The sequence below is a fragment of the Ignavibacteriales bacterium genome (assembly GCA_026390795.1).
Taxonomy (GTDB): Bacteria; Bacteroidota; Ignavibacteria; order Ignavibacteriales; family Melioribacteraceae; genus Fen-1258.
In genome coordinates, this window is sequence record JAPLFG010000003.1 from 742,135 (window position 1) to 761,779 (window position 19,645).

19 protein-coding genes are annotated in these 19,645 nt (G+C 35.7%); 16 read left to right on the forward strand and 3 right to left on the reverse strand.

The window, feature by feature from the left end; translation table 11 throughout:
- Positions 1 to 47 precede the first annotated feature (47 nt).
- From NTX65_06860 to prmA, 3 genes are read left to right on the forward strand one after another with little or no spacing between them, the layout of a single operon-like run.
- Complete coding sequence (locus tag NTX65_06860; protein MCX6169039.1) at positions 48 to 1,406, forward strand: YchF/TatD family DNA exonuclease; 1,359 nt, start codon at positions 48 to 50, stop codon at positions 1,404 to 1,406.
- 13 nt (positions 1,407 to 1,419) lie between these two features.
- Positions 1,420 to 2,859: a D-alanyl-D-alanine carboxypeptidase/D-alanyl-D-alanine-endopeptidase gene (gene dacB, locus NTX65_06865; GenBank protein MCX6169040.1), complete on the forward strand. Its 1,440-nt coding sequence runs from the start codon at positions 1,420 to 1,422 to the stop codon at positions 2,857 to 2,859.
- Positions 2,860 to 2,873: 14 nt separating this feature from the next.
- A complete protein-coding gene (prmA, locus tag NTX65_06870; protein MCX6169041.1) occupies positions 2,874 to 3,722 on the forward strand; it encodes a 50S ribosomal protein L11 methyltransferase in 849 nt (282 codons plus the stop codon).
- A gap of 4 nt (positions 3,723 to 3,726) precedes the next feature.
- Here the strand turns inward: prmA and NTX65_06875 are convergent, their stop codons facing one another.
- Positions 3,727 to 4,152 carry a MarR family winged helix-turn-helix transcriptional regulator gene (locus NTX65_06875; protein MCX6169042.1) on the reverse strand — a complete coding sequence of 142 codons (426 nt, stop codon included), beginning with the start codon at positions 4,150 to 4,152 and terminating at the stop codon, positions 3,727 to 3,729.
- Between the two features lie 281 nt (positions 4,153 to 4,433).
- Here NTX65_06875 and NTX65_06880 point away from each other — a divergent pair, with 281 nt between their 5' ends.
- The 7 genes from NTX65_06880 (at position 4,434) to menE (ending at position 12,765) form a co-directional block, all read left to right on the forward strand.
- Complete coding sequence (locus tag NTX65_06880) at positions 4,434 to 5,840, forward strand: isochorismate synthase (protein ID MCX6169043.1); 1,407 nt, start codon at positions 4,434 to 4,436, stop codon at positions 5,838 to 5,840.
- Positions 5,818 to 7,584 (forward strand): 2-succinyl-5-enolpyruvyl-6-hydroxy-3-cyclohexene-1-carboxylic-acid synthase, encoded by a 1,767-nt coding sequence (gene menD / locus NTX65_06885; protein MCX6169044.1) that lies wholly within the window; start codon positions 5,818 to 5,820, stop codon positions 7,582 to 7,584. The genes NTX65_06880 and menD overlap by 23 nt, the downstream gene beginning before the upstream one ends.
- Positions 7,568 to 8,398: a 2-succinyl-6-hydroxy-2,4-cyclohexadiene-1-carboxylate synthase gene (gene menH / locus NTX65_06890; protein MCX6169045.1), complete on the forward strand. Its 831-nt coding sequence runs from the start codon at positions 7,568 to 7,570 to the stop codon at positions 8,396 to 8,398. Before menD ends, menH begins: the two co-directional genes overlap by 17 nt.
- Positions 8,395 to 9,228, forward strand: coding sequence for a 1,4-dihydroxy-2-naphthoyl-CoA synthase (gene menB / locus NTX65_06895; GenBank protein MCX6169046.1), 834 nt, complete (start codon positions 8,395 to 8,397; stop codon positions 9,226 to 9,228). The genes menH and menB overlap by 4 nt, the downstream gene beginning before the upstream one ends.
- Before the next feature lie 101 nt (positions 9,229 to 9,329).
- Positions 9,330 to 10,229 carry a 1,4-dihydroxy-2-naphthoate polyprenyltransferase gene (locus NTX65_06900; GenBank protein MCX6169047.1) on the forward strand — a complete coding sequence of 300 codons (900 nt, stop codon included), beginning with the start codon at positions 9,330 to 9,332 and terminating at the stop codon, positions 10,227 to 10,229.
- Entirely contained in the window at positions 10,226 to 11,293 is a 1,068-nt protein-coding gene (menC, locus tag NTX65_06905) for an o-succinylbenzoate synthase (GenBank protein MCX6169048.1), read from the forward strand. The genes NTX65_06900 and menC overlap by 4 nt, the downstream gene beginning before the upstream one ends.
- Complete coding sequence (gene menE / locus NTX65_06910; protein ID MCX6169049.1) at positions 11,290 to 12,765, forward strand: o-succinylbenzoate--CoA ligase; 1,476 nt, start codon at positions 11,290 to 11,292, stop codon at positions 12,763 to 12,765. The genes menC and menE overlap by 4 nt, the downstream gene beginning before the upstream one ends.
- Here menE and NTX65_06915 read toward each other — a convergent pair.
- Positions 12,752 to 13,153: a thioesterase family protein gene (locus tag NTX65_06915; GenBank protein ID MCX6169050.1), complete on the reverse strand. Its 402-nt coding sequence runs from the start codon at positions 13,151 to 13,153 to the stop codon at positions 12,752 to 12,754. The genes menE and NTX65_06915 overlap by 14 nt on opposite strands.
- A 100-nt stretch (positions 13,154 to 13,253) precedes the next feature.
- On the opposite strand from NTX65_06915, the gene NTX65_06920 reads away from it, so the two are divergent.
- Positions 13,254 to 14,534, forward strand: a complete 1,281-nt coding sequence (locus NTX65_06920) for a toxin-antitoxin system YwqK family antitoxin (protein ID MCX6169051.1) — start codon at positions 13,254 to 13,256, stop codon at positions 14,532 to 14,534.
- 51 nt (positions 14,535 to 14,585) lie between these two features.
- Here the strand turns inward: NTX65_06920 and NTX65_06925 are convergent, their stop codons facing one another.
- Positions 14,586 to 15,644 (reverse strand): saccharopine dehydrogenase NADP-binding domain-containing protein, encoded by a 1,059-nt coding sequence (locus tag NTX65_06925; protein MCX6169052.1) that lies wholly within the window; start codon positions 15,642 to 15,644, stop codon positions 14,586 to 14,588.
- Positions 15,645 to 15,772: 128 nt separating this feature from the next.
- On the opposite strand from NTX65_06925, the gene NTX65_06930 reads away from it, so the two are divergent.
- Genes NTX65_06930 through NTX65_06950 form a run of 5 tightly spaced genes read left to right on the forward strand, consistent with a single transcriptional unit; the run spans position 15,773 to position 19,619 of the window.
- Entirely contained in the window at positions 15,773 to 16,783 is a 1,011-nt protein-coding gene (locus tag NTX65_06930) for a hypothetical protein (protein ID MCX6169053.1), read from the forward strand.
- A gap of 18 nt (positions 16,784 to 16,801) precedes the next feature.
- Positions 16,802 to 17,032, forward strand: coding sequence for a hypothetical protein (locus tag NTX65_06935; protein MCX6169054.1), 231 nt, complete (start codon positions 16,802 to 16,804; stop codon positions 17,030 to 17,032).
- A gap of 21 nt (positions 17,033 to 17,053) precedes the next feature.
- Positions 17,054 to 17,857: a glycosyltransferase family protein gene (locus NTX65_06940; GenBank protein MCX6169055.1), complete on the forward strand. Its 804-nt coding sequence runs from the start codon at positions 17,054 to 17,056 to the stop codon at positions 17,855 to 17,857.
- A complete protein-coding gene (locus NTX65_06945; protein MCX6169056.1) occupies positions 17,854 to 18,711 on the forward strand; it encodes a thiamine pyrophosphate-dependent enzyme in 858 nt (285 codons plus the stop codon). Before NTX65_06940 ends, NTX65_06945 begins: the two co-directional genes overlap by 4 nt.
- Positions 18,708 to 19,619 (forward strand): hypothetical protein, encoded by a 912-nt coding sequence (locus NTX65_06950; protein MCX6169057.1) that lies wholly within the window; start codon positions 18,708 to 18,710, stop codon positions 19,617 to 19,619. Before NTX65_06945 ends, NTX65_06950 begins: the two co-directional genes overlap by 4 nt.
- Positions 19,620 to 19,645: the final 26 nt, after the last annotated feature.

Genomic DNA, 19,645 nt, shown 5'->3' on the forward strand with positions numbered 1-19,645 from the left:
AGAAAGTGCAAGATTAAGATCAAGAGAAAATTTAGAAAGACTTAATAATGTTCATAGATACACACGCACATCTGTTTTACAAAAATTTCAAAGGTGAAGTTGATCAGATAATTGACCGGGCTAAACAAGCCGGGGTTGATTTTATTATTGTACCCGGAACCGACCTTGTCACGTCTCACAAAGCAGTTGAACTCGCAAATGCACATGAATGTGTTTATGCAGCTGTTGGCGTTCACCCACATGACTCAAAAGATTGGAATGACTCGATCATTAATGAACTTGAAGAACTTTCAAAAGACAAAAAAGTTGTAGCAATCGGTGAAATTGGTCTTGATTACTTCTATGATTTTTCTCCTCGTGAAATTCAAATAAAAGCATTCGAAGAACAAATTCAATTGGCGCTTAAAGTTAATCTCCCGATTATTGTGCACAACCGGGAATCGAATGAAGACATAATGAATTTCGCCCGTAAATATAAAGACTCGGGATTGCGTGCTCAGTATCATTGTTTCGCCGGCTCGGTTGCAGATGCACGCGAACTTGTAGAGATGCATCACTTTATTTCTTTCCCGGGAATTGTAACATTTAAAAATGCGGAGAGCATCCGTAAAGTTCTTAGCAGAGTTGCAATTGAAAATTTACTGCTCGAGACTGATTCACCATTTATGACTCCTACACCTCATCGCGGTCAGCGGAATGAACCGGCATATATAAATTTGATTGCAGAAAAAATTGCGGAGATTCATCATTTAACAACAGAAGACGTTGGCAGAGCAACTTCTTATAATACATTTAAACTTTTTGGAATCGGAATGAAACCAAGTCTAAGCTTTACATACAAAATTGGGCAATCGCTTTATGTTAATGTAACAAACCGTTGTAATGCGGATTGCGTTTTTTGCGACCGCAAAGGTGAAGCTATCATTAATGGTTATAACCTCAAGATGACAAAATCGGAAGAACCGGATGCGGAAGTTTATATCAAAGAAATTGGAGACCCTAAAAACTACAAGGAAATAGTATTCTGTGGTTACGGTGAACCGACAATTCGTTGGGATGTTGTAAAAAATGTAGCTAGATACATTAAAGATAACGGAGGCTCAACACGAATGAACAGCGACGGTCACGGAAGTTTCATCAACAAACGTGATATTACTCCTGAACTGGAAGGGTTAATTGATACTGTCTCTATTAGCCTAAATTCTATTGATGCAGAACAGTACGGGAAATTGATGCGCGTAGATCCTTCGATGCACAGCGTAATGTTAGACTTTGCAAGGAAAGCAAAAAATTATACACACGTAGTTTTATCAATTGTTGGATTAAGCGATGTTGATTCTGAAGCTGCTAAAAAATTCGTAACCGAAGAAATCGGCGTTGATTTCCGCGAGCGGGAATATTTTTGATCTACCACCCTATATGATAACACAGAAAAAAAACTTGCTCTCTCTTTTGCTCATTGCCTCATTACTATTTCAGGCTTGTGCCACATTCAAACAAGAGATGGTTGTAAAACAAAACGGAATTGATAGTCTACTCAATTCAGATTTTTTTAAATCCTCTCAAGGGGCAATTTCGGTTTATGATCTGACGGATAATAAGTCAATCTATCAACACAACGAAAAACTTTTACTGCGCCCGGCATCCAATCAAAAAATTTTAACTACCGGCGCGGCTTATCTTTTTCTTGGCGATGATTACAATTTCAAGACATCTGTTTATTATTCAGGTGAAATAAAAGACTCGGTCTGCAGTGGGGACATTTATGTAGTTGGCGGATTTGATCCGGATTTTAAATCAACCGATCTAGATTCAATGGTTAGAAAAATCAAACTTGCCGGAATAAAAGAAATTAAGGGAAATATTTATGGCGATGTTTCTGCAATGGATTCTCTTTTCTGGGGTGAAGGTTGGATGTGGGATGATGATCCGGAAGCTTTTGCCGCTTATTTAACACCGCTTACAATCAACAAAAATAGTATTCGTGTGGTTGCCAAGCCAAATGATTTCGGCAAACCGGTAATCACAGAATTAATTCCAGATACAGATGCTTTTACGATCGAGAATTCTTCTTCAACAATTGATACCGGCAAAACTACTTTAAAAATCACTCGTGATTGGTTAAACCGGAATAATAAAATTCTTATCAGCGGAAATCTTTTAAAATCTGCAGAACCGGATACTGTTCTGCTTAATGTTTTCAATCCTACATTTTACTTCCTTAATTTGATGAAAGAAAGTTTTGAGAGAAACGGAATTTCATTCAGCGGAAAAATTGATACCTCCAGATTGAACAAAGATGCAGTCATTCTTTCTTCGTATGAACGCAGCATTGAGCCGGTCATTATAAACACAAACAAAGCCAGCGACAACTTGAGCGCAGAATTACTGCTTAGAACAATTTCGTTAAATATTTACGGCAAACACGCGTCGGCAAAAAAAGGAATTCAACTGGTTGATAGTTTGATAACACTCTCTGGGTCAAATCCAAAAGATTTCATGATTGTTGACGGGTCCGGATTATCATTTTATAATTTACTCTCAGCTGAATTACTTACCAATGTGATGAAATATTTTTATTACAAACAACCAATAATATTTAAAAAACTTTTTAATTCTTTCCCTATCTCCGGTTATGATGGTACCCTAAAAAACCGCATGAAAGGATCTTCCATAGAAGGGCGTGTATTTGCCAAAACCGGTTCCCTGCGAGGTGTAAATAGTTTATCTGGTTATTTGATGAGCAGAAATGATCACTTGATAGCCTTTTCAATTTTGCTTCAAAATTACAAAGGGAACTCAAATCAAGCACGCGCAATTCAAGATGATGTATGTAAAATTATTTTTGAAACCAATTAGTAAAATGGTATTTCATGAAAACTTATAAACAATACAGAATTCAAACTGATCCTGTTGACGTTGAACTCGTTAGCGGATTGCTTTGGCAGCTTGATCTTGACGGCATCAATGAAACTGATAACGGTTTGATTGTATTTGCAGGCTCGGCAAAAAATATTTCTCAAAACGATATAAAAAACATTTTGGACCGGATTGTTGGTGAAGGGCAGATTCAGTCCTTCACAATATTAGAAGAAACGCTTGAAGATAAAAACTGGAACGAGGAATATGAAAAAAATGTCCGCGTAATTGAAGTAACTGACAGAATAGTCATCAAGCCGTCATTCAAAGATTATGCAATCAAACCTGATCAAATTATAATTACGATTGATCCTAAAATGTCTTTTGGCACCGGAGAACATGCAACAACTAAACTTGTTCTTCAATTGATTGATAAATATGTTCTTGGAGGTGAAAAAGTTCTGGACGTTGGTTCTGGAACCGGCGTGCTTGGCATTAGCGCGGTTATGATCGGCGCTCAATCCGCAATTTGTATCGACAACGATGAATGGTGTTCCTTAAACGGTGATGAGAATGTGAAAGCTAACCATCTTGAAAACAAAGTTGAAATTCGTCTGGCTGAGATTCAGCAGATAGAAGAAAATAATTTTGATTTGGTAGTTGCCAATATTAATAAGCATATTTTACTTGATATTGCTGAAGAGATCAAACGAAAAATAAAAAAGACCGGAACATTAATATTGTCCGGTCTCTTAATTATTGACGAGAAAGATATAATAGAAAAATATTCCTCAATAGGATTTAGATTGCTACAAAAGAACGAGATGGATGAATGGTGCGCGCTCGTTCTTCAATTGGACTAAAAAATTAAGCTTCGAATTTGCTTAATAATTTTGCCAATTCCTTTTGCTCATGGTCGCTCAAGACAGATGTAAGAGATGCAATATTATCCGAATACTTCGGCATAATGGATCCGATCTTCGCTTTTCCACTAGCAGTTAAATCCGCAAGAATAACTCTTCTGTCTTCCTTTGAAAAAATTCTTTTAACAAATCCTTCTTTTTCCAAATTATCCATCACACAAGTAATGTTTGCGCCGGTAACCATCATTTCTTCGCTGAGTCTCTTTAATGGTACAGGACCGGTCTTATAAAGAATTTCAAGAACTCCAAATTGAGGAGAAGTCAAGTTTTCGGAAAACATCTGTTTAGCTTGAACTTTGTGATACTTGTCGTATGCTTTGGATAATTTTTCAAATAAGTCTAATGCCAATTGTTTCTTTTCACTGGCCATATTTTCATTCCTTTCTTTATTTAAAAATTAATATGTAAAACAGAAAATCTAGTATATCAATTAATAGTTAATTAGATCTGGCATTTTTAATTATTTAATATAGCTCCAGTTAAAATAAATTTTTATAACTAGAAAAAAAAGGGATTTCAATGTTTTTCCACTTTTTTGAACTATTAATGTTTTTCTTCTAACTATTTCCTTATAAAATTTAAACGTAGTTTGAAACTAAGTAAGGATAAATTATATTATCCAGATAAATAACAACTTTTCTAATCGCGAAATTGATAATAAATAAACAAATATTTTTAGATAAAGGTTCTGACACTTACTACAATCAATTTGAAGCGTCACACTTATTTTCGTTTTCTCAAAAGATTGATGAGCAAGAATATCAAGAACTCAAAAAAAAATTACTGAGCAATAATAATTTCTTGTTCTATTGGTGCAGTCCATCTGAAGATTTCTCTTTCATAGCTTATGGAGATATCTATTCGATAAGCAGAAAAGAGTTCAAGAATTTATCTGAGTTCGACGATCTATTAAAACACTTACCGTTTAAAATTGTTCCCGGCACGAAAGATATTAGTGAAACTTCATATCCATTGTTTGTTGGAGGTATAAAATTCCCTTCAGAAAAGACCGGAACACTTTGGGAAGATTTTGAATTTGCCAAATGGAGCATACCACATATCCTTGCGCTCCGACAAGGTGAAAATTATAAAATCGTTATAAATATTTTCGGCAATGAATTAAACAATGAATCCACTTGGGATTATATTGAGAATATTCTTTCGCATAAAAGTGAGCCAGAGAAAGAAGTTATAGAAGATGAGGGGAATCAAATTAGAATTCTTTCCCAAAAACCAAACGTTGATATTGCGCAATGGTCGGTTCAGGTTAATTCTGCACTCAAAAAGTTATCTCCGGATGAATTAAAAAAAGTCGTTCTTGCCCGCTCAAATGAGATTAAATTCAACACAGTTCCAAACATATTTAAACAACTGAAACAATTAGAATTAAATTATGGCAATTGTATTACTTTTGCTTATAGATCCGGAGCATCCATTTTCTTCGGGGCAACGCCGGAAAGTCTTTTTAAATTGAATGACGGCTTTGTAGAAACAGATGCACTTGCCGGTTCCATAGAGCGGGGAATTAACGACGAGCAAGACCGTGCTCTTGAGTTACAGCTTCTTGAAGACAGCAAAAATTTAGCGGAACATGAAAGCGTTGTTGACTTTATTATCGACAGACTAAGTCCATTTACGGAAAAAATACTTTTTGATTCACAACCAAAGGTTAAGAAATACTCTAACATTCAGCATCTTTATTCGCAGATCCGGGGAAAATTGAAAGACGAAGTAGCAATATTTTCCCTTCTGGAAAAATTATACCCAACACCCGCAGTTTGCGGTTCTCCAAGCAATGAAGCACTTAAAATCATTAATGAACTGGAAACTTTTGACCGCGGACTTTTTGCCGGCACCATCGGCTGGTTTAATTTAAATGGCAGAGCGGAATTTGCAGTTGGAATTCGTTCCGCACTTTTATCCGGAAAAATTTTAAATGCATTTGCAGGATGCGGTATTGTAAACGGCTCCGACCCGCTTTCTGAATTCAATGAATCAGAATTAAAACTAAAACCAATACTAAATCTCTTTGCCAATGAAACTATCTATAAATCGTAATATTGTCTGGAGCGATATTTTTATTAACCGTCTAGTACAGTTAGGCGTTAAGTACGCTTGTATTTCACCAGGTTCCAGAAGTACTCCGCTAACTTTAGCTTTTGCATCTAATAAAAATATTGAAGTCATTCCGATTGTTGATGAACGATCTTCTGGATTTTTTGCACTTGGACTAGCTAAGAAAACAAATACACCGGTTGCCATTGTGACTACTTCCGGAACTGCGGTTGCTGAGTTGTATCCCGCAATTATTGAAGCGTATTATCAAAGAGTTCCGTTGATAATTTGTACAGCCGACCGTCCTCCTTTTTTACGAAACCGGGGCGCAAATCAAACTATCAATCAAGAAAATATTTATGAAAATCATATCAGATTATTTATTGATGCCGGATTGCCTGATATTAAAAAGCTATCTGTAATCAAACAAGTTGCAGAAAAAGCAGTACTCTCCTCATCTATAGATAACTTAGGTCCGGTCCATATAAACTTTCCATTTGAAAAACCTTTTGAGCCGCATAGTTTCACCGACAAAATTAAAGTTGATGCGATTGAGAAAGTGTTTTTTAATACATTTCTTGAAATAACACCTGTGACTGAGAGTAAAGTAAATTTTAATGCACTTTCCAAAAAATTTTATTCCAAAGAACGCGGCATAATATTGATCGGGTTCGGACATTATCAGAATGATTTTGCAAAACAAGTAATCCGTTTATCTGAAAAATTTGGTTACCCGATTTACGTGGACGGTGCTTCATCACTTAGATTCGGCAGTCATTCAAAAGAAAATTTAGTTGATAACCTAACAGCCATAATCCGCGCAAAAGATTTTCAGAAGTACTTCGATCCCGAAATAATCATTCAATTCGGCGGAACTCCGACTTCAAATGTTCTACAGCATTATTTTAAGAACTCGAAAGCTGAAAAAATTTTAGTGAATGAGTTTGGAGATAAAAATGATCCTTCTCTAACCGCAAAAACTGTTATACTTGCCAATCCTTCCGAATTTTGTGATTCGTTACTTCAAAAGGCTGCTAATAAAGAAAATCGTGATAGCTGCTGGTTGATTGATTTTCAAGCAATGAATAATTTTTCTGAAGAGATAAAAAATGAGTATTTCAAAAATATTAAATTTCCATTTGAAGGCAGAGCAGCAATTGAGCTGTTAAACGCAATACCGAATAGATCAAGCATTATGATATCGAACTCATCACCGATTCGCGATATTGATTTTTTTGCCTCCTCAAATCTAAAACAGATAAATATTTTTACAAACCGCGGTGCAAGCGGAATTGATGGAATCAATTCAACGGCACTTGGAATTGCCAAAACATCCAAAAAGAATAATTATCTTCTCATCGGCGACCTAGCATTCTACCATGATCTTAACGGATTGCACAACGCAATCAAATATAACATTGCAATGACGATAGTTCTGATTAACAATAATGGCGGCGGAATATTTGAATCCCTTCCAATTTCTGAATACAAAGAGTTTTTTACAGAGAACTTTTCAACACCATTGAAAATAGATTTTAAAAAGATTGTTGAAGCTTACGGTGCAACTTATTATAGAATAAAAAACTGGAAAGATTTGAAAGAAAAAGTGATATTGTCTTCGAGGAATAAAAAACTTACCGTTCTGGAGATTCAAACCGACGCAAAAGAGTCAAAATTTCAGCGCCAGGAATATTGGAACGCAGTATCTAATCGAATTGTAAAATTTATCCATGATATTAAAAGTTGACGATATTGAGTTTAACCTTCTCTTAAACGAATCCGATTTAAATAGAGACAAAACGCCAATTGTTTTTCTCCACGGTTTTACCGGTGATTCAAGCGATTGGCAATTTCTTTTCAGTAAGCTTCCGGATAATTTATTACCCGTTGCAATTGACCTTGTAGGGCATGGCAAATCGGGTTCTCCATTTGATTCAAAGTTTTATACTTGTACGGCAATTGTACATCAACTCAATTCGATTTTTTCACAACTAAATTTTCAGAATATAATTCTTACCGGGTATTCAATGGGCGGACGTGTCGCTCTTTCGTATTGCTTAAAACATACTCAACAAATTAAAGCCGCTATTTTTGAAAGCGCCAACCCGGGCATTGAAGATATTTGCTTGAAAAAAGAACGGGTTGAATTTGATTTTCTCTTAGCGGAAAAAATAAAAAATGAAGGTGTTGAATCGTTTATTAGTTTCTGGTTTGAAACTCCGCTGTTTCAATCATTAAAGAAATTGCCGAATTTCGAAAAAATTAAGAAAAAAAGATTGGAGAATAATTCAACCGGTTTAGCTAACTCTCTTTTAAATTTCAGTACCGGATTGATGATGAGTTATTGGGACAGACTCAATTCACTTAATTTTCCGGTTTTACTTATCAGCGGCGAGTTGGATAAAAAATACACAAAAATTAACAAAGCGATGAAATCTAAATTTCCGGCTGCCGAACACAAAGCAATTTTGGATTGCGGTCATAATGTGCACATAGAAAAGCCGGAGGTTTTTACTAAATTAGTTCTGGATTTTTTAGATACTATTGAAAGGAAGAAATGAAATTAGATTGGATAAAAGCTAAAGATTATTCAGACATCATTTATGAAAAGGTGGATGGAATTGCAAAAATTACAATTAACCGTCCAGAAAAGAGAAATGCATTCCGTCCTGAAACTACACTCGAACTTTTTGATGCATTTGCCGATGCACGCGAGGATTCAAATATCGGAGTAATATTATTAACCGGCAAAGGTCCAGCTAAAGACGGGAAATATGCATTCTGTTCCGGCGGCGATCAATCGACCCGAGGTGATAAAGGTTATGTAGGTAAAGATGGTGTCCCTCGTTTGAATATACTCGATGTACAAAAACAAATCCGGAGTATCCCCAAACCTGTAATTGCATTAGTTGCCGGCTATGCAATCGGAGGCGGGCACGTGCTTCACGTTGTATGTGATTTAACAATTGCAGCAGAGAATGCCATCTTCGGTCAAACAGGTCCAAAGGTTGGCAGTTTTGATGGTGGATTTGGTTCAAGTTATTTAGCAAGAATTGTTGGTCAAAAGAAAGCTAGAGAAATTTGGTTTCTCTGCCGTCAATATAATGCGGAAGAAGCGCTGACAATGGGATTGGTAAATAAAGTAGTTCCTCTTAATCAGCTTGAAGCTGAGGGCATTCAGTGGGCAAAAGAAATTTTAGAAATGAGCCCTCTTTCAATACGCTTAATAAAATCTGCTTTCAACGCAGAGCTTGACGGACAAGCCGGAATTCAGGAACTTGCCGGCAATGCAACACTTCTTTATTATATGAGTGAAGAAGCACAAGAAGGTAAAAACGCATATAACGAAAAACGCAAACCGGATTTCAAAAAATTTCCAAGGGTTCCATAAAACTGCATTACAGTTCCGATCTTAATTTCGGAAAGGAAAACTTACGGGATAAACTTGCAAAGATTTTTCACTGAGAGTTTTAATAATGATATCGTATTTTAATGATTAATTCAGAAACAAAAACTATTTCCAAATTAGATGCATGGATTCTTGCGAGCCGTCCAAGAACTTTAGCTGCTGCCGTTGTACCTGTAATCATCGGTTCTTCAATAGCTGTACGTGACGGCGTGTTTAATCCTTTTGCTGCCTTGCTTGCTCTAATCTGCTCTTTATTAATTCAAGTTGGGACAAATTTTGTTAATGATCTTTTCGATTTTCTTCACGGAACTGATAAAAAAGATCGCATCGGTCCTCTTAGAGTAATTGCATCCGGATTAATTTCCAAACAAGAAATGAAAATGGGAATTTATTTAACATTTGGAATTAGCTTTTTACTTGGTTTATATCTCGTTTATTTAGGCGGAATGTTCATTCTCTTCATCGGAATATTTTCCATACTTGCCGGTATTGCATATACTGCCGGTCCGTATCCATTAGCTTACAATGGTCTAGGCGACATTGCAGTTTTTATATTTTTTGGATTTGTAGGAACTATAGGAACGTATTACGTTCAAGCTAATCAAATTACACCGATGGTTTTCTGGTCGTCAGTTCCGGTAGGCGCGCTAATAACAAATATTCTAGTTGTAAATAATTATCGTGACCGGGAAGAAGATCGTTCAAACGGGAAGAGAACTCTCATTGTTATTTTTGGAGAACGGTTTGGACGGATCCAATATTTATTCTTTATGTTAGTATCATATGCAATACTATTTATCGTCTACTTTACCTTCAAGAAAGAAATTTTTGTTTTTCTGCCGCTTTTAAGTTTCCCTCTTGCAATTAAACTCATAAGGATGATTTATACATTGCGAGGACGGGAATTGAACAAGACACTTGAACTAACGGCAAAACTTTCAGCACTCTACGGTTTGCTCTTTGCAGCCGGAATTCTTTTATGACTATTAAAGAATTTAAATACTTTCCATTCTCCCTCAATTTCAAAACTCCATTTCTGACATCCAATAAAGTAATTAACGAACGTAATGGATTTATAATTTCGATATATGACGAACTTGGTAATTCGGCATTTGGTGAAGCTTCTCCTCTTCCCGGATTCAGTATTGAAAATATTGGTGATGTCGAAAGAATTTTAAAAGGGCTTCGACATCAAATTATTGGTTTTAGTGTCGAAGAGAATCTTACTTCAATCTCAAATCTGCTCTCAGAATTTAAACTTGTTCCCTCTATTGTCTTTGCACTCGAACAAGCAATTGTAGGTCTTTGCGTTAAACGTAATAAAAGTTTTATTTCAGGAGCATTTGGAAATATAAATTCTGTTATAGAAGTGAATGCAATTCTCGGATTAGATGATGCGAATAATATTTTAACAAAAATTGAAGGGGAAATTCAAAACGGATACGGTACGATCAAGTTAAAAGTAGGTAGAAATAATTTCGAAGATGATTTTAATCTTCTAAAAAACGTGAGAGAAAAATTTGGCGAATTACTTAAGATTAGAATAGATGCTAACGGAAAGTGGCCGAGAGAAATGGTAAATGAATATCTCAATCAAATTTCGCAGTTTAACATTCAATACATCGAAGAACCTTGCGCGAATTTGGAAATATTAAATCAACTATCGGACACTTCGCCTATTCAAATAGCCATTGATGAATCGATCCTTTCGATAAATGATGCTAAAAAGATAATTAATGATAGCAATATTGAATTCATAGTTTTAAAACCAATGATACTGGGCGGAATAATTTCTTCATTCTTGCTCATCAAAGAAGCCGGAAGAAAAAATAAAAATATTATTATCTCATCCTCGTTCGAAAGTGCGGTTGGAAAAAGCGCCTTAGTTCTTCTTGCGGCTATAACTGATCATTCATTTGCTCACGGACTTGATACTTCAAAAAATTTTGAAAAAGATATTTGTAAAGATCCATACGAAGTGAAAAACGGAAAAATTAATTTTAATATAGAGAAGTATCCGCCACAATTTGATTTATCACGCTTATGATTTCGGTTAACAATGAACAGCATTGGCTTATTGAGAAGTCCGTCAAACAACCTAACAAGAAAACCGTAATTACATCAGATAGAATAATCACTTATCAAGATTTAGTCGATGAGTGTTTAAATGATGCAGACTTTTTTATAAGCAAAGGGATTCAAAAAAATGATCATGTCGGGATTTTATTTGATCACCGTTACAAATTTTATGTAGTCATAAATGCTCTTTGGTTTATCGGCGCCGTTCCGATTCCGCTTAATACACGTCTATTACCGGAAGAGCTGGAAATACAGATAGAACAAGCCAACATTAAATGGCTTTTGATTGATGAAAATTTGTCAAAACAATTTTCGCAAATAAATTTTCAGAACAAAATTCACTTCTCGAAAATTCCAAGAAATGAAACACGCAATAATCGTAGTGAAATTCTCAATTATAAATTCTCAATTATAAATTCCGCTTTAATAATGTTCACTTCCGGAAGCACAGGAAAGCCGAAAGCCGTCGTTCATACATTCGAATCTTTATTTGAAAGTGTTAGGGCAATTGATTCCTATGCTCATTTAACCGGCAACGATATTTGGCTCGCTTCCCTTCCACTTTATCATATCGGCGGATTCATGATTCTCGTCCGCGCCCTCATTACCGGTTCTTCAATTGCATTCCCGGTTTCACTTGATTATAAAAACATCATCCGAATAATTCAAGAATCTCTGCCGACTCATATTTCAATTGTTCCAACAACATTGGCTCGATTATTAGATGAAAATATTCGTCCAAGCACTAATTTGAAATTTGTTTTTTTGGGCGGCGGGCCATCAGAAAAAGAATTTATATTAAAAGCTTATGATAAGGGCTGGCCAATTATCAAAGTTTACGGTTCAACGGAAACTTGCTCAATGGTTACAACTTTACCAACGAATGTTTTAAAAGAGAAACCGGATTCAGCAGGCAAAGTTTTGGAAAATAATAAAATTAAAATCAAAAGTTTGAGTTCGGATGATCCGGCTGGTATTGGAGAAGTCGGGGAAATTATTGTTTCAGCCGGTTCATTATTTAAGGAATATCATAACGATTATGAACTGACAAAAGAAAGAATTCGGGACGGCTGGTTTTATACCGGTGATTTCGGATGGATGGATGAAAAAGGATTTCTCTTTGTAGAAACGAGGCGGGAAGATTTAATAATCACCGGGGGAGAAAATGTCAGTGCATATGAAGTCGAGACCGTAATTAAAACCTATCCGACAGTTAAAGACGCGTTTGTCTTTGGACTTCAAGACAAGAACTGGGGACAAATAGTTTGCGCGGTAATAGTATCTGACAATTACGCTGAAGATGAGATAAAAGAATATCTGAAAACGAAAATTGCCGGATTTAAAATTCCGAAACGTTTTTTTTTAATAGATAAAATTCCACGACACGAAATGGGAAAAGTAATACGCTCAGTTATTCTAAAACAGCTTAACTTAGATTAGTCTTCATTTTTTCATAAAATTCTTTAGGCAATTCTATTTTCTTAAATGCTTCTTTAAGAACGCATACATGCACGGTTTTGGCTATGGCCGTAAACTGTCCATCTGTTTTATAAAATTTGTAACTCAATTCAAAAGATGAATTTTTCAATAGACTGACAACTACATCAACTCGAAGTTCATCGCCGACCTTAATAGGCCTAACATAATCAGCCTCAGCATGGATGATCGGCAGAATGAAATCTTTATCAAAGAAATAATCTCTTTCAGTATGTAAGCTTCTTAAAAAATCTTCGTACGCGGCGTGAACAAATTTGAATAAACTTGCATAGAAAATAATACCGGCAGGGTCGGCATCGTAGAAATAAACTTTCACTTTAGTAGTAAACATAATCCCTCTCCTTTTCAATGAACAAATTTAATCAACTCTTCTCCATTTCACATTAACTATTTTGTGTTTAATTTCGCTTAAAGTAAAAAGAGAATAACTGTTGACCAAAAAACATCATTACACCTTCTTCATTGTTTTGTTCCTTGTGTCCTTAAATAATATATCGGGACAACAATCGGAAATTAGAAAAGAATATTATGCCGATAAAAAGCTGAAATCGGAAGGTACATACGTTAACGGATTGCGCAACGGAGTGTACAAAGAATATTACGAAACCGGTAAACTTTGGAAAGAATGGAATTTTGAAAACGGAGTAGAAGAAGGAATATCTACTTGGTACTTTGAAGATGGAACAAAGAGTATGGAATGGAATTACCGGAACGGGAACCTTGAAGGAAAATCGAAATGGTATTATGAAAGCGGCGAACTTTGGGCGGAACCGGTTTATGTGAATAATATTCAAGAAGGACCAAGTCAGACTTATTACAAAAGCGGTAAACTAGAAGCAATTTGGAATTACAGCAGCGGCAAACTAAACGGAATTTCAAAAATATTTTTTGAGAATGGTAAAATTGAGGTTGAACGAAATTATATAAACGATAAGCTTGAGGGGATTAGTAAAGTCTATACAGATTTTGGAACGCTTGCACTCGAAGCAAAATATAAGAATGATCAGCTGGATGGAACATCATATTTCTACTATCCCGATGGTAAAATTAAAGTCATTGATACATACGAGAACGGGCAAATCATTAAACGCGAACGATATGATTACGGAGCTAAAGTAGGAAAAGTTGAAGAGAATTTTGATGAGTACTATGATGAAGGAACAATGAGACGACATGTAAATTTCCGCGACGGAAAATTAGACGGTTTAATAAAAGAATATTATGTCAGCGGTTTTTTGAAAGCAGAGTTAGATTATAAGAGTGGACTGATTGAGGGTGAGAATAAATTTTATCATGACGGCGGCACACTTTCCGAACTTGCAAATTTCAATACAGGAAAGAGAAATGGACTATCAACTAAGTTCAATAAAGATGGAGTTAAAATAGCTGAACAGAATTATGCTGATGATATTCTTGATGGAAGCGCGAAAACATTTTTCCCAACCGGGGAAGTTGAATCAGAGCAGATTTACCGGAATAATAAACTGAACGGCACCATAAAATTCTTTTTAAAAAACGGCAAGCTTTCTGCCGAGACTGATTACCGGGATGGTTTGAAAGATGGAATTTCCAAATATTATTATCCCGACGGAAGCGTCTCTGATTTTTCCGTTTACAAAAATAATTTACTGAACGGAAAATGTTATTCATACGATTTGAGCGGTAAGGTTATTCGGGAAGTTGAATATAAAGATGGCGCATTAGTAAAGTAGTTAATGAGATTAAAAAGGATCTTAATTGTTTAGAAGGGTTCAAATCCTCATTTATACAATCTTTTGAATAACAAACAAATCCATGAACTTACTTCCGAACGCAAGAGATGGAGTGTAAGACCCGGATTGAATTTCATTTTTCAAAATTCGTATAGCGCACTCTGCCGCTCCTTTTGCAGTTAAATTATAACCTTCCAATACTTGATAAACTTCTTCGATCATCTCCCCTTTTGCATTTTCGACTCGTCCCCATACGAATGTTTCTGCAGAATCACGTTCGGCTTTATTCGGTCCGGTTAAATTTTTCTTGATGTAAACACTAACTAATTTTTTCACGGATTTATTTTTCAAAATCTTCAGGAGAAATAAAAATAACTTTCTGAACTCTATAGTAAAACCAGACATTGCAAGATAAACTTCCACATTCGGAATTTTTGTTGAATGGTAAGATGAGTAGACATCTCCCCATGGAATTGAGATACCGGCAAATGAAAAATTTTCCAATTTGAGATTTACATAAAACTCGCCAATTTCAGATTCAATTAATTTACCATCGCGTCTAATTCTTCCGGATCTGCCAAGAAACCCGAGTGAAGTAAGTAATGTTCCGCGTGAAATTTTTCCGCCTTTATTTTTGAATCCGAGTTTAAGATGAGTTGCATCGGGCATTCTTTCACTCAATCGTTTGGCAAGACAATCGGTTGGAATAATATCGAAACCTACACTTGGTAAAATAACAATTCCATTTTTTTTAGCTTTGTCATCAAGCGCAAATGCGAGATGCATAACCGGCATTTCGCCGGTGATATCAAGATAATTTGTTTTCGTACGCAAGCATGCTTCCATTAAATCTTTGGCTGTTTGTATAAATGGACCGGCACAATTTATTACTGTATGAATTTCTCTGAGCCCGGCATCAACCATATCTTCGTTATTAAGATCAAACACTTTGTATTCGCAATTATATTTCTGGGCAAGGTGTTTCAATGCAATTTCATTCCTTCCGGCAATTACCGGCTGGATTTTCCGCGAAAGGAGTTCTTCAATTATGAGTTTGGCGGAATATCCGTTTGCACCATAAACCATCAATGAAGGGTTTGATTTGTTCATTTAATCTCTCGAATAATTTATTAAACATGATAATGGTTACTAGAGTTCATTCTTCAAAACTGTTCAAAGGTTTCATTAATTTTAGAAAAGAAATACCTAAATTTGAAATAGAATAAATATTTCATTTTATGGCCAAGAAAAAAATTCTTTTTATTTGCGGTTCAATTAACCAGACTTCCATGATGCATCAGATTTCTAAACATCTGGAAGATTATGATTGTTTTTTTACACCCTATTACGGTGACGGATATATTAAGTTTCTTGTGAACAAAGGTTATTTAAAATTTTCCATTCTAAATGGTACTTTTAGATGGAACACTGAAAAGTATTTAAATCAAAATAATCTCCTGATAGATTACCGCGGTGCGAGAAATAATTACGATTTAGTGTATACTTGCGCTGATCTGATAATCCCAAAGAATATCCGCAAAAAGAAAGTGATTCTTGTTCAAGAGGGAATGACCGATCCGGAAACATTGTTGTTTTATTTGGTCAAGTATCTTAAACTTACCCGCTGGCTCGCAAGCACTTCAGTTATGGGAATATCAAATAAATATACCCTTTTCTGCGTGGCTTCTAGTGGTTACAAAGATTTCTTCATCCGCAAAGGAGTCAAAGCAGAAAAAATTATTGTTACAGGAATTCCAAATTTTGATAACTTACAACAATATGCCAAAAGCGATTTCCCGCACAAAGATTTTGTTCTAGTGGCAACATCCGATGCGCGCGAAACTTACAAAATTGAAAACAGGAAAAAAATAATTAAAAATTGTGTTAAGATTGCCAACGGCAGACAACTTATTTTCAAATTGCACCCTAACGAGAATATTGAACGCGCAACAAACGAAATAAATAGGTATGCACCCGGAGCACTGATATATTCAAACGGAAATATTAACTATATGATTGCCAACTGTGCAGCATTGATTACACAATTTTCCTCTACGGTATATGTTGGAATTTTCTTTTGCAAAGAAGTCTATTCTTATTATGATATTGATGGACTGAGAAAACTTTTGCCGCTTCAGAACAACGGAACCTCAGCTCAAAAAATAGCGTTAATAGGAAAATATTTAGTCAATTTTCCAAATGCTGGTTTGGAAGAAATTCATCTGAAATTTGATAGTTTGGCAACTTAATTTTTAAAAACAAAATAGATGGACAACGATTCGTTAAACCTACTTGCCGCAGCACTTGTATTAGCGGCAGTAATTTATTTATTCATTCGAGTGGCTCAAAGAATCAGAAAACACGGCGGAAGTTTAACATCCTCAATGTTCGCTTCGACTTACGAGTTTTATAATAAAGAAAAGAAAGCTGCTATTGAACAGATGGTTGAACAAAAAGTTAGGAAAATGGAAGAGCAAGAAAATGATAAACCAAAATAGAAATCAAAGCAATTTTAAAAAATGAAAATCGTAACTATAATACAAGCGCGAATGTCTTCAACCAGATTACCCGGCAAGGTATTGTTGCCAATTCTCGGTAAACCGCTTTTGGTAAGAATGATTGAACGAGTAGCCGCTTCAGAATTTGCTGGAGAAATTGTTGTTGCTACATCAATTAATAAAGATGACGATGAAATTGAAAAATTGTGCGGTCAAGAAAAAATCAAATGTTTCCGGGGACATTTAACCGATTTGCTCGATCGGCATTATCAAGCCGGCAAAAAATTCGGCGCCGATGCCGTAGTGAAAATTCCTTCTGATTGCCCTTTGATTGATCCGAAAGTGATTGACAAAGTTTTGCAGTTTTATATCAACAATTCAGACAAATATAATTTCGTCAGTAATCTTCATCCGGCAACCTACCCCGACGGCAATGATGTAGAAGTAATTTCATTCGAAACTCTTGAAAAAACTTGGAAAGAAGCGGATAAAAATTTCGAGCGCGAACACACAACTCCATATATCTGGGAGAATCCGGATAAATTCCGCATAGCAAACATTGAATGGGAAACCGGTTTGGATTATTCTACTTCTCAACGATGGACAATTGATTTCGAGGAAGATTATCACCTGATAAAAAAAATTTATGAAGAACTTTATCCAAACAACCCTACTTTTAGTCTTAACGAAATATTAGATTTGCTTAAGCGAAAACCGGAGATTGCCTCTATCAACCAAAAATACATTGGCAAATACTGGTATGAAAATTATCTGGATGAACTTAAACACATAGACGAATTCAAAAACAAAAGCTCACAAAAATGAAAAAACAAAAATTACTGGAACTGAAACAAACTTCACTTAAAGTTCGTGAACATATTATCCGTTTGAGCGGAAACGGGGGATGTTTTATAGGCGCTTCTCTTTCCTGCGCGGATTTGATCGTCTACCTCTACAAGGAATTTCTGAATATTTCTAAAGAGAACTTGAAAGACCCAAACCGAGATTATTTTTTCTTATCAAAAGGACATGATGTGCCAGCGCTTTATGGTACTTACGTTGAACTTGGCTGGCTGAGTGAAGAACGGTTGAAGAATCATTTGAAGACAAACGATTTTATCTACTGGCACCCTAATAGAAATATTCCCGGTATCGAATTTCACTCGGGTTCACTTGGACATAATCTTTCTGTCGCGATGGGTGTTGCGCTAGATTGCAAACTTCGCAAACAGAAAAATAAAGTTGTAGTGGTTGTCGGTGATGGCGAGCTTAATGAAGGTTCTATGTGGGAAGCGCTGCTAGTCGCCTCAGCTTATAAATTGGATAATTTGATGATCGTTGTTGATCGAAATCAATTTCAGGCTAACATACAAACGGAAGATTTGATTCCTTTAAAACCGCTCGCAAAGAAATTTGAAGCATTCGGATGCAAAGCCAAAAAAGTTAATGGGCATAATTTTGAAAAGATAGATGAGATATTTAAAGAATTTCCGTTTGAAAAAGGAAAAGTCTCGGTAGTAATAGCCGAAACTATACGGGGGAAAGGATTACCAAGCATCGAAAAACGCGCCGACCGCTGGTTTGTAAATTTCAAAGAAGAAGAAATTGAACAACTTCTTAAAGAACTGCACGGTGCTAAAAAAACTAAATTAACTTCAGAAACAATTGTGGCGAGATGAAAATGACATATGCAGATATTGTACTCGATCTAATAAATAAAGATGACCGTTACATGATTATGACATCAGAAAACAGGGCGGCATTCAGAAATCTTCCGCCTTTGATCAAAAATAATTTTATCGATACCGGTATAACTGAACAAACGATGATCGGAATGTCTGCGGGGTTGGCATTACGCGGAAGAATACCGATTGTGCATGCGCTTGCTACATTTTTAACAATGCGTGCCTTTGAATTTATCCGCACTGATATTGGTATTGGTAATCTTCCTGTAAAAATTGTCGGCGCCGTACCGGGATTTTTATCCGATGGGAATGGCCCTACTCATCAGGCATTGGAAGATGTTTCGATCATGCGCGGAATTCCTCCGATGAATGTCTTTTGTCCGGCCGATGAAGAAGATATGCTGAAAGGTTTGAAAAGTGTTTTCACTCATTCCGCACCATTTTATATCAGGTACAATCCCACAAAAGCTCTTGTAGAACACAGCAAATTTGAATTAGGTAAAGCCGAAGTTTTCGGCGAAGGAACTGATGTGGCAATTCTTGTTTATGGATTTTTATTCGGTGAAGCATTTAAAGCCAAAGAAATTTTGGAATCAAAAGGTGTTTCTGTACGTTTAATAAATATTCGCACTCCAAAACCTATTGATGAAGAAACAGTTTTAAAAGCTGTTGCTGAATGTAAGTTGATAGTAACCTTGGAGGATCATTTTATAACCGGCGGACTATATACAATTCTTGCGGAAGTTCTATTACGGAATAAAAAAACTGCTAACGTTCTTCCCTTTGCTTTGATGAACAAATGGTTTAAACCTGCATTGCTGAATGACGTTCTTGAGTTTGAAGGATTTACTGCTCAACAGATTGCAAATAAAATTTTTAATAAACTTAAAATAGAACACTGATTTTTATGATCATTATGATATGCTAT

What these genes read in the sequence shown, in the direction of transcription:
- NTX65_06860 (MCX6169039.1), top strand. Translation starts at nt 48, where the DNA reads ATGTTCATAGATACACACGCACATCTGTTTTACAAAAATTTCAAAGGT.
- dacB (MCX6169040.1), top strand. Translation starts at nt 1,420, where the DNA reads ATGATAACACAGAAAAAAAACTTGCTCTCTCTTTTGCTCATTGCCTCA.
- prmA (MCX6169041.1), top strand. Translation starts at nt 2,874, where the DNA reads ATGAAAACTTATAAACAATACAGAATTCAAACTGATCCTGTTGACGTT.
- NTX65_06875 (MCX6169042.1), bottom strand. Translation starts at nt 4,152, where the DNA reads ATGGCCAGTGAAAAGAAACAATTGGCATTAGACTTATTTGAAAAATTA.
- menD (MCX6169044.1), top strand. Translation starts at nt 5,818, where the DNA reads ATGAAACTATCTATAAATCGTAATATTGTCTGGAGCGATATTTTTATT.
- menH (MCX6169045.1), top strand. Translation starts at nt 7,568, where the DNA reads ATGATATTAAAAGTTGACGATATTGAGTTTAACCTTCTCTTAAACGAA.
- menB (MCX6169046.1), top strand. Translation starts at nt 8,395, where the DNA reads ATGAAATTAGATTGGATAAAAGCTAAAGATTATTCAGACATCATTTAT.
- NTX65_06900 (MCX6169047.1), top strand. Translation starts at nt 9,330, where the DNA reads ATGATTAATTCAGAAACAAAAACTATTTCCAAATTAGATGCATGGATT.
- menC (MCX6169048.1), top strand. Translation starts at nt 10,226, where the DNA reads ATGACTATTAAAGAATTTAAATACTTTCCATTCTCCCTCAATTTCAAA.
- menE (MCX6169049.1), top strand. Translation starts at nt 11,290, where the DNA reads ATGATTTCGGTTAACAATGAACAGCATTGGCTTATTGAGAAGTCCGTC.
- NTX65_06915 (MCX6169050.1), bottom strand. Translation starts at nt 13,153, where the DNA reads ATGTTTACTACTAAAGTGAAAGTTTATTTCTACGATGCCGACCCTGCC.
- NTX65_06925 (MCX6169052.1), bottom strand. Translation starts at nt 15,644, where the DNA reads ATGAACAAATCAAACCCTTCATTGATGGTTTATGGTGCAAACGGATAT.
- NTX65_06930 (MCX6169053.1), top strand. Translation starts at nt 15,773, where the DNA reads ATGGCCAAGAAAAAAATTCTTTTTATTTGCGGTTCAATTAACCAGACT.
- NTX65_06935 (MCX6169054.1), top strand. Translation starts at nt 16,802, where the DNA reads ATGGACAACGATTCGTTAAACCTACTTGCCGCAGCACTTGTATTAGCG.
- NTX65_06940 (MCX6169055.1), top strand. Translation starts at nt 17,054, where the DNA reads ATGAAAATCGTAACTATAATACAAGCGCGAATGTCTTCAACCAGATTA.
- NTX65_06945 (MCX6169056.1), top strand. Translation starts at nt 17,854, where the DNA reads ATGAAAAAACAAAAATTACTGGAACTGAAACAAACTTCACTTAAAGTT.
- NTX65_06950 (MCX6169057.1), top strand. Translation starts at nt 18,708, where the DNA reads ATGAAAATGACATATGCAGATATTGTACTCGATCTAATAAATAAAGAT.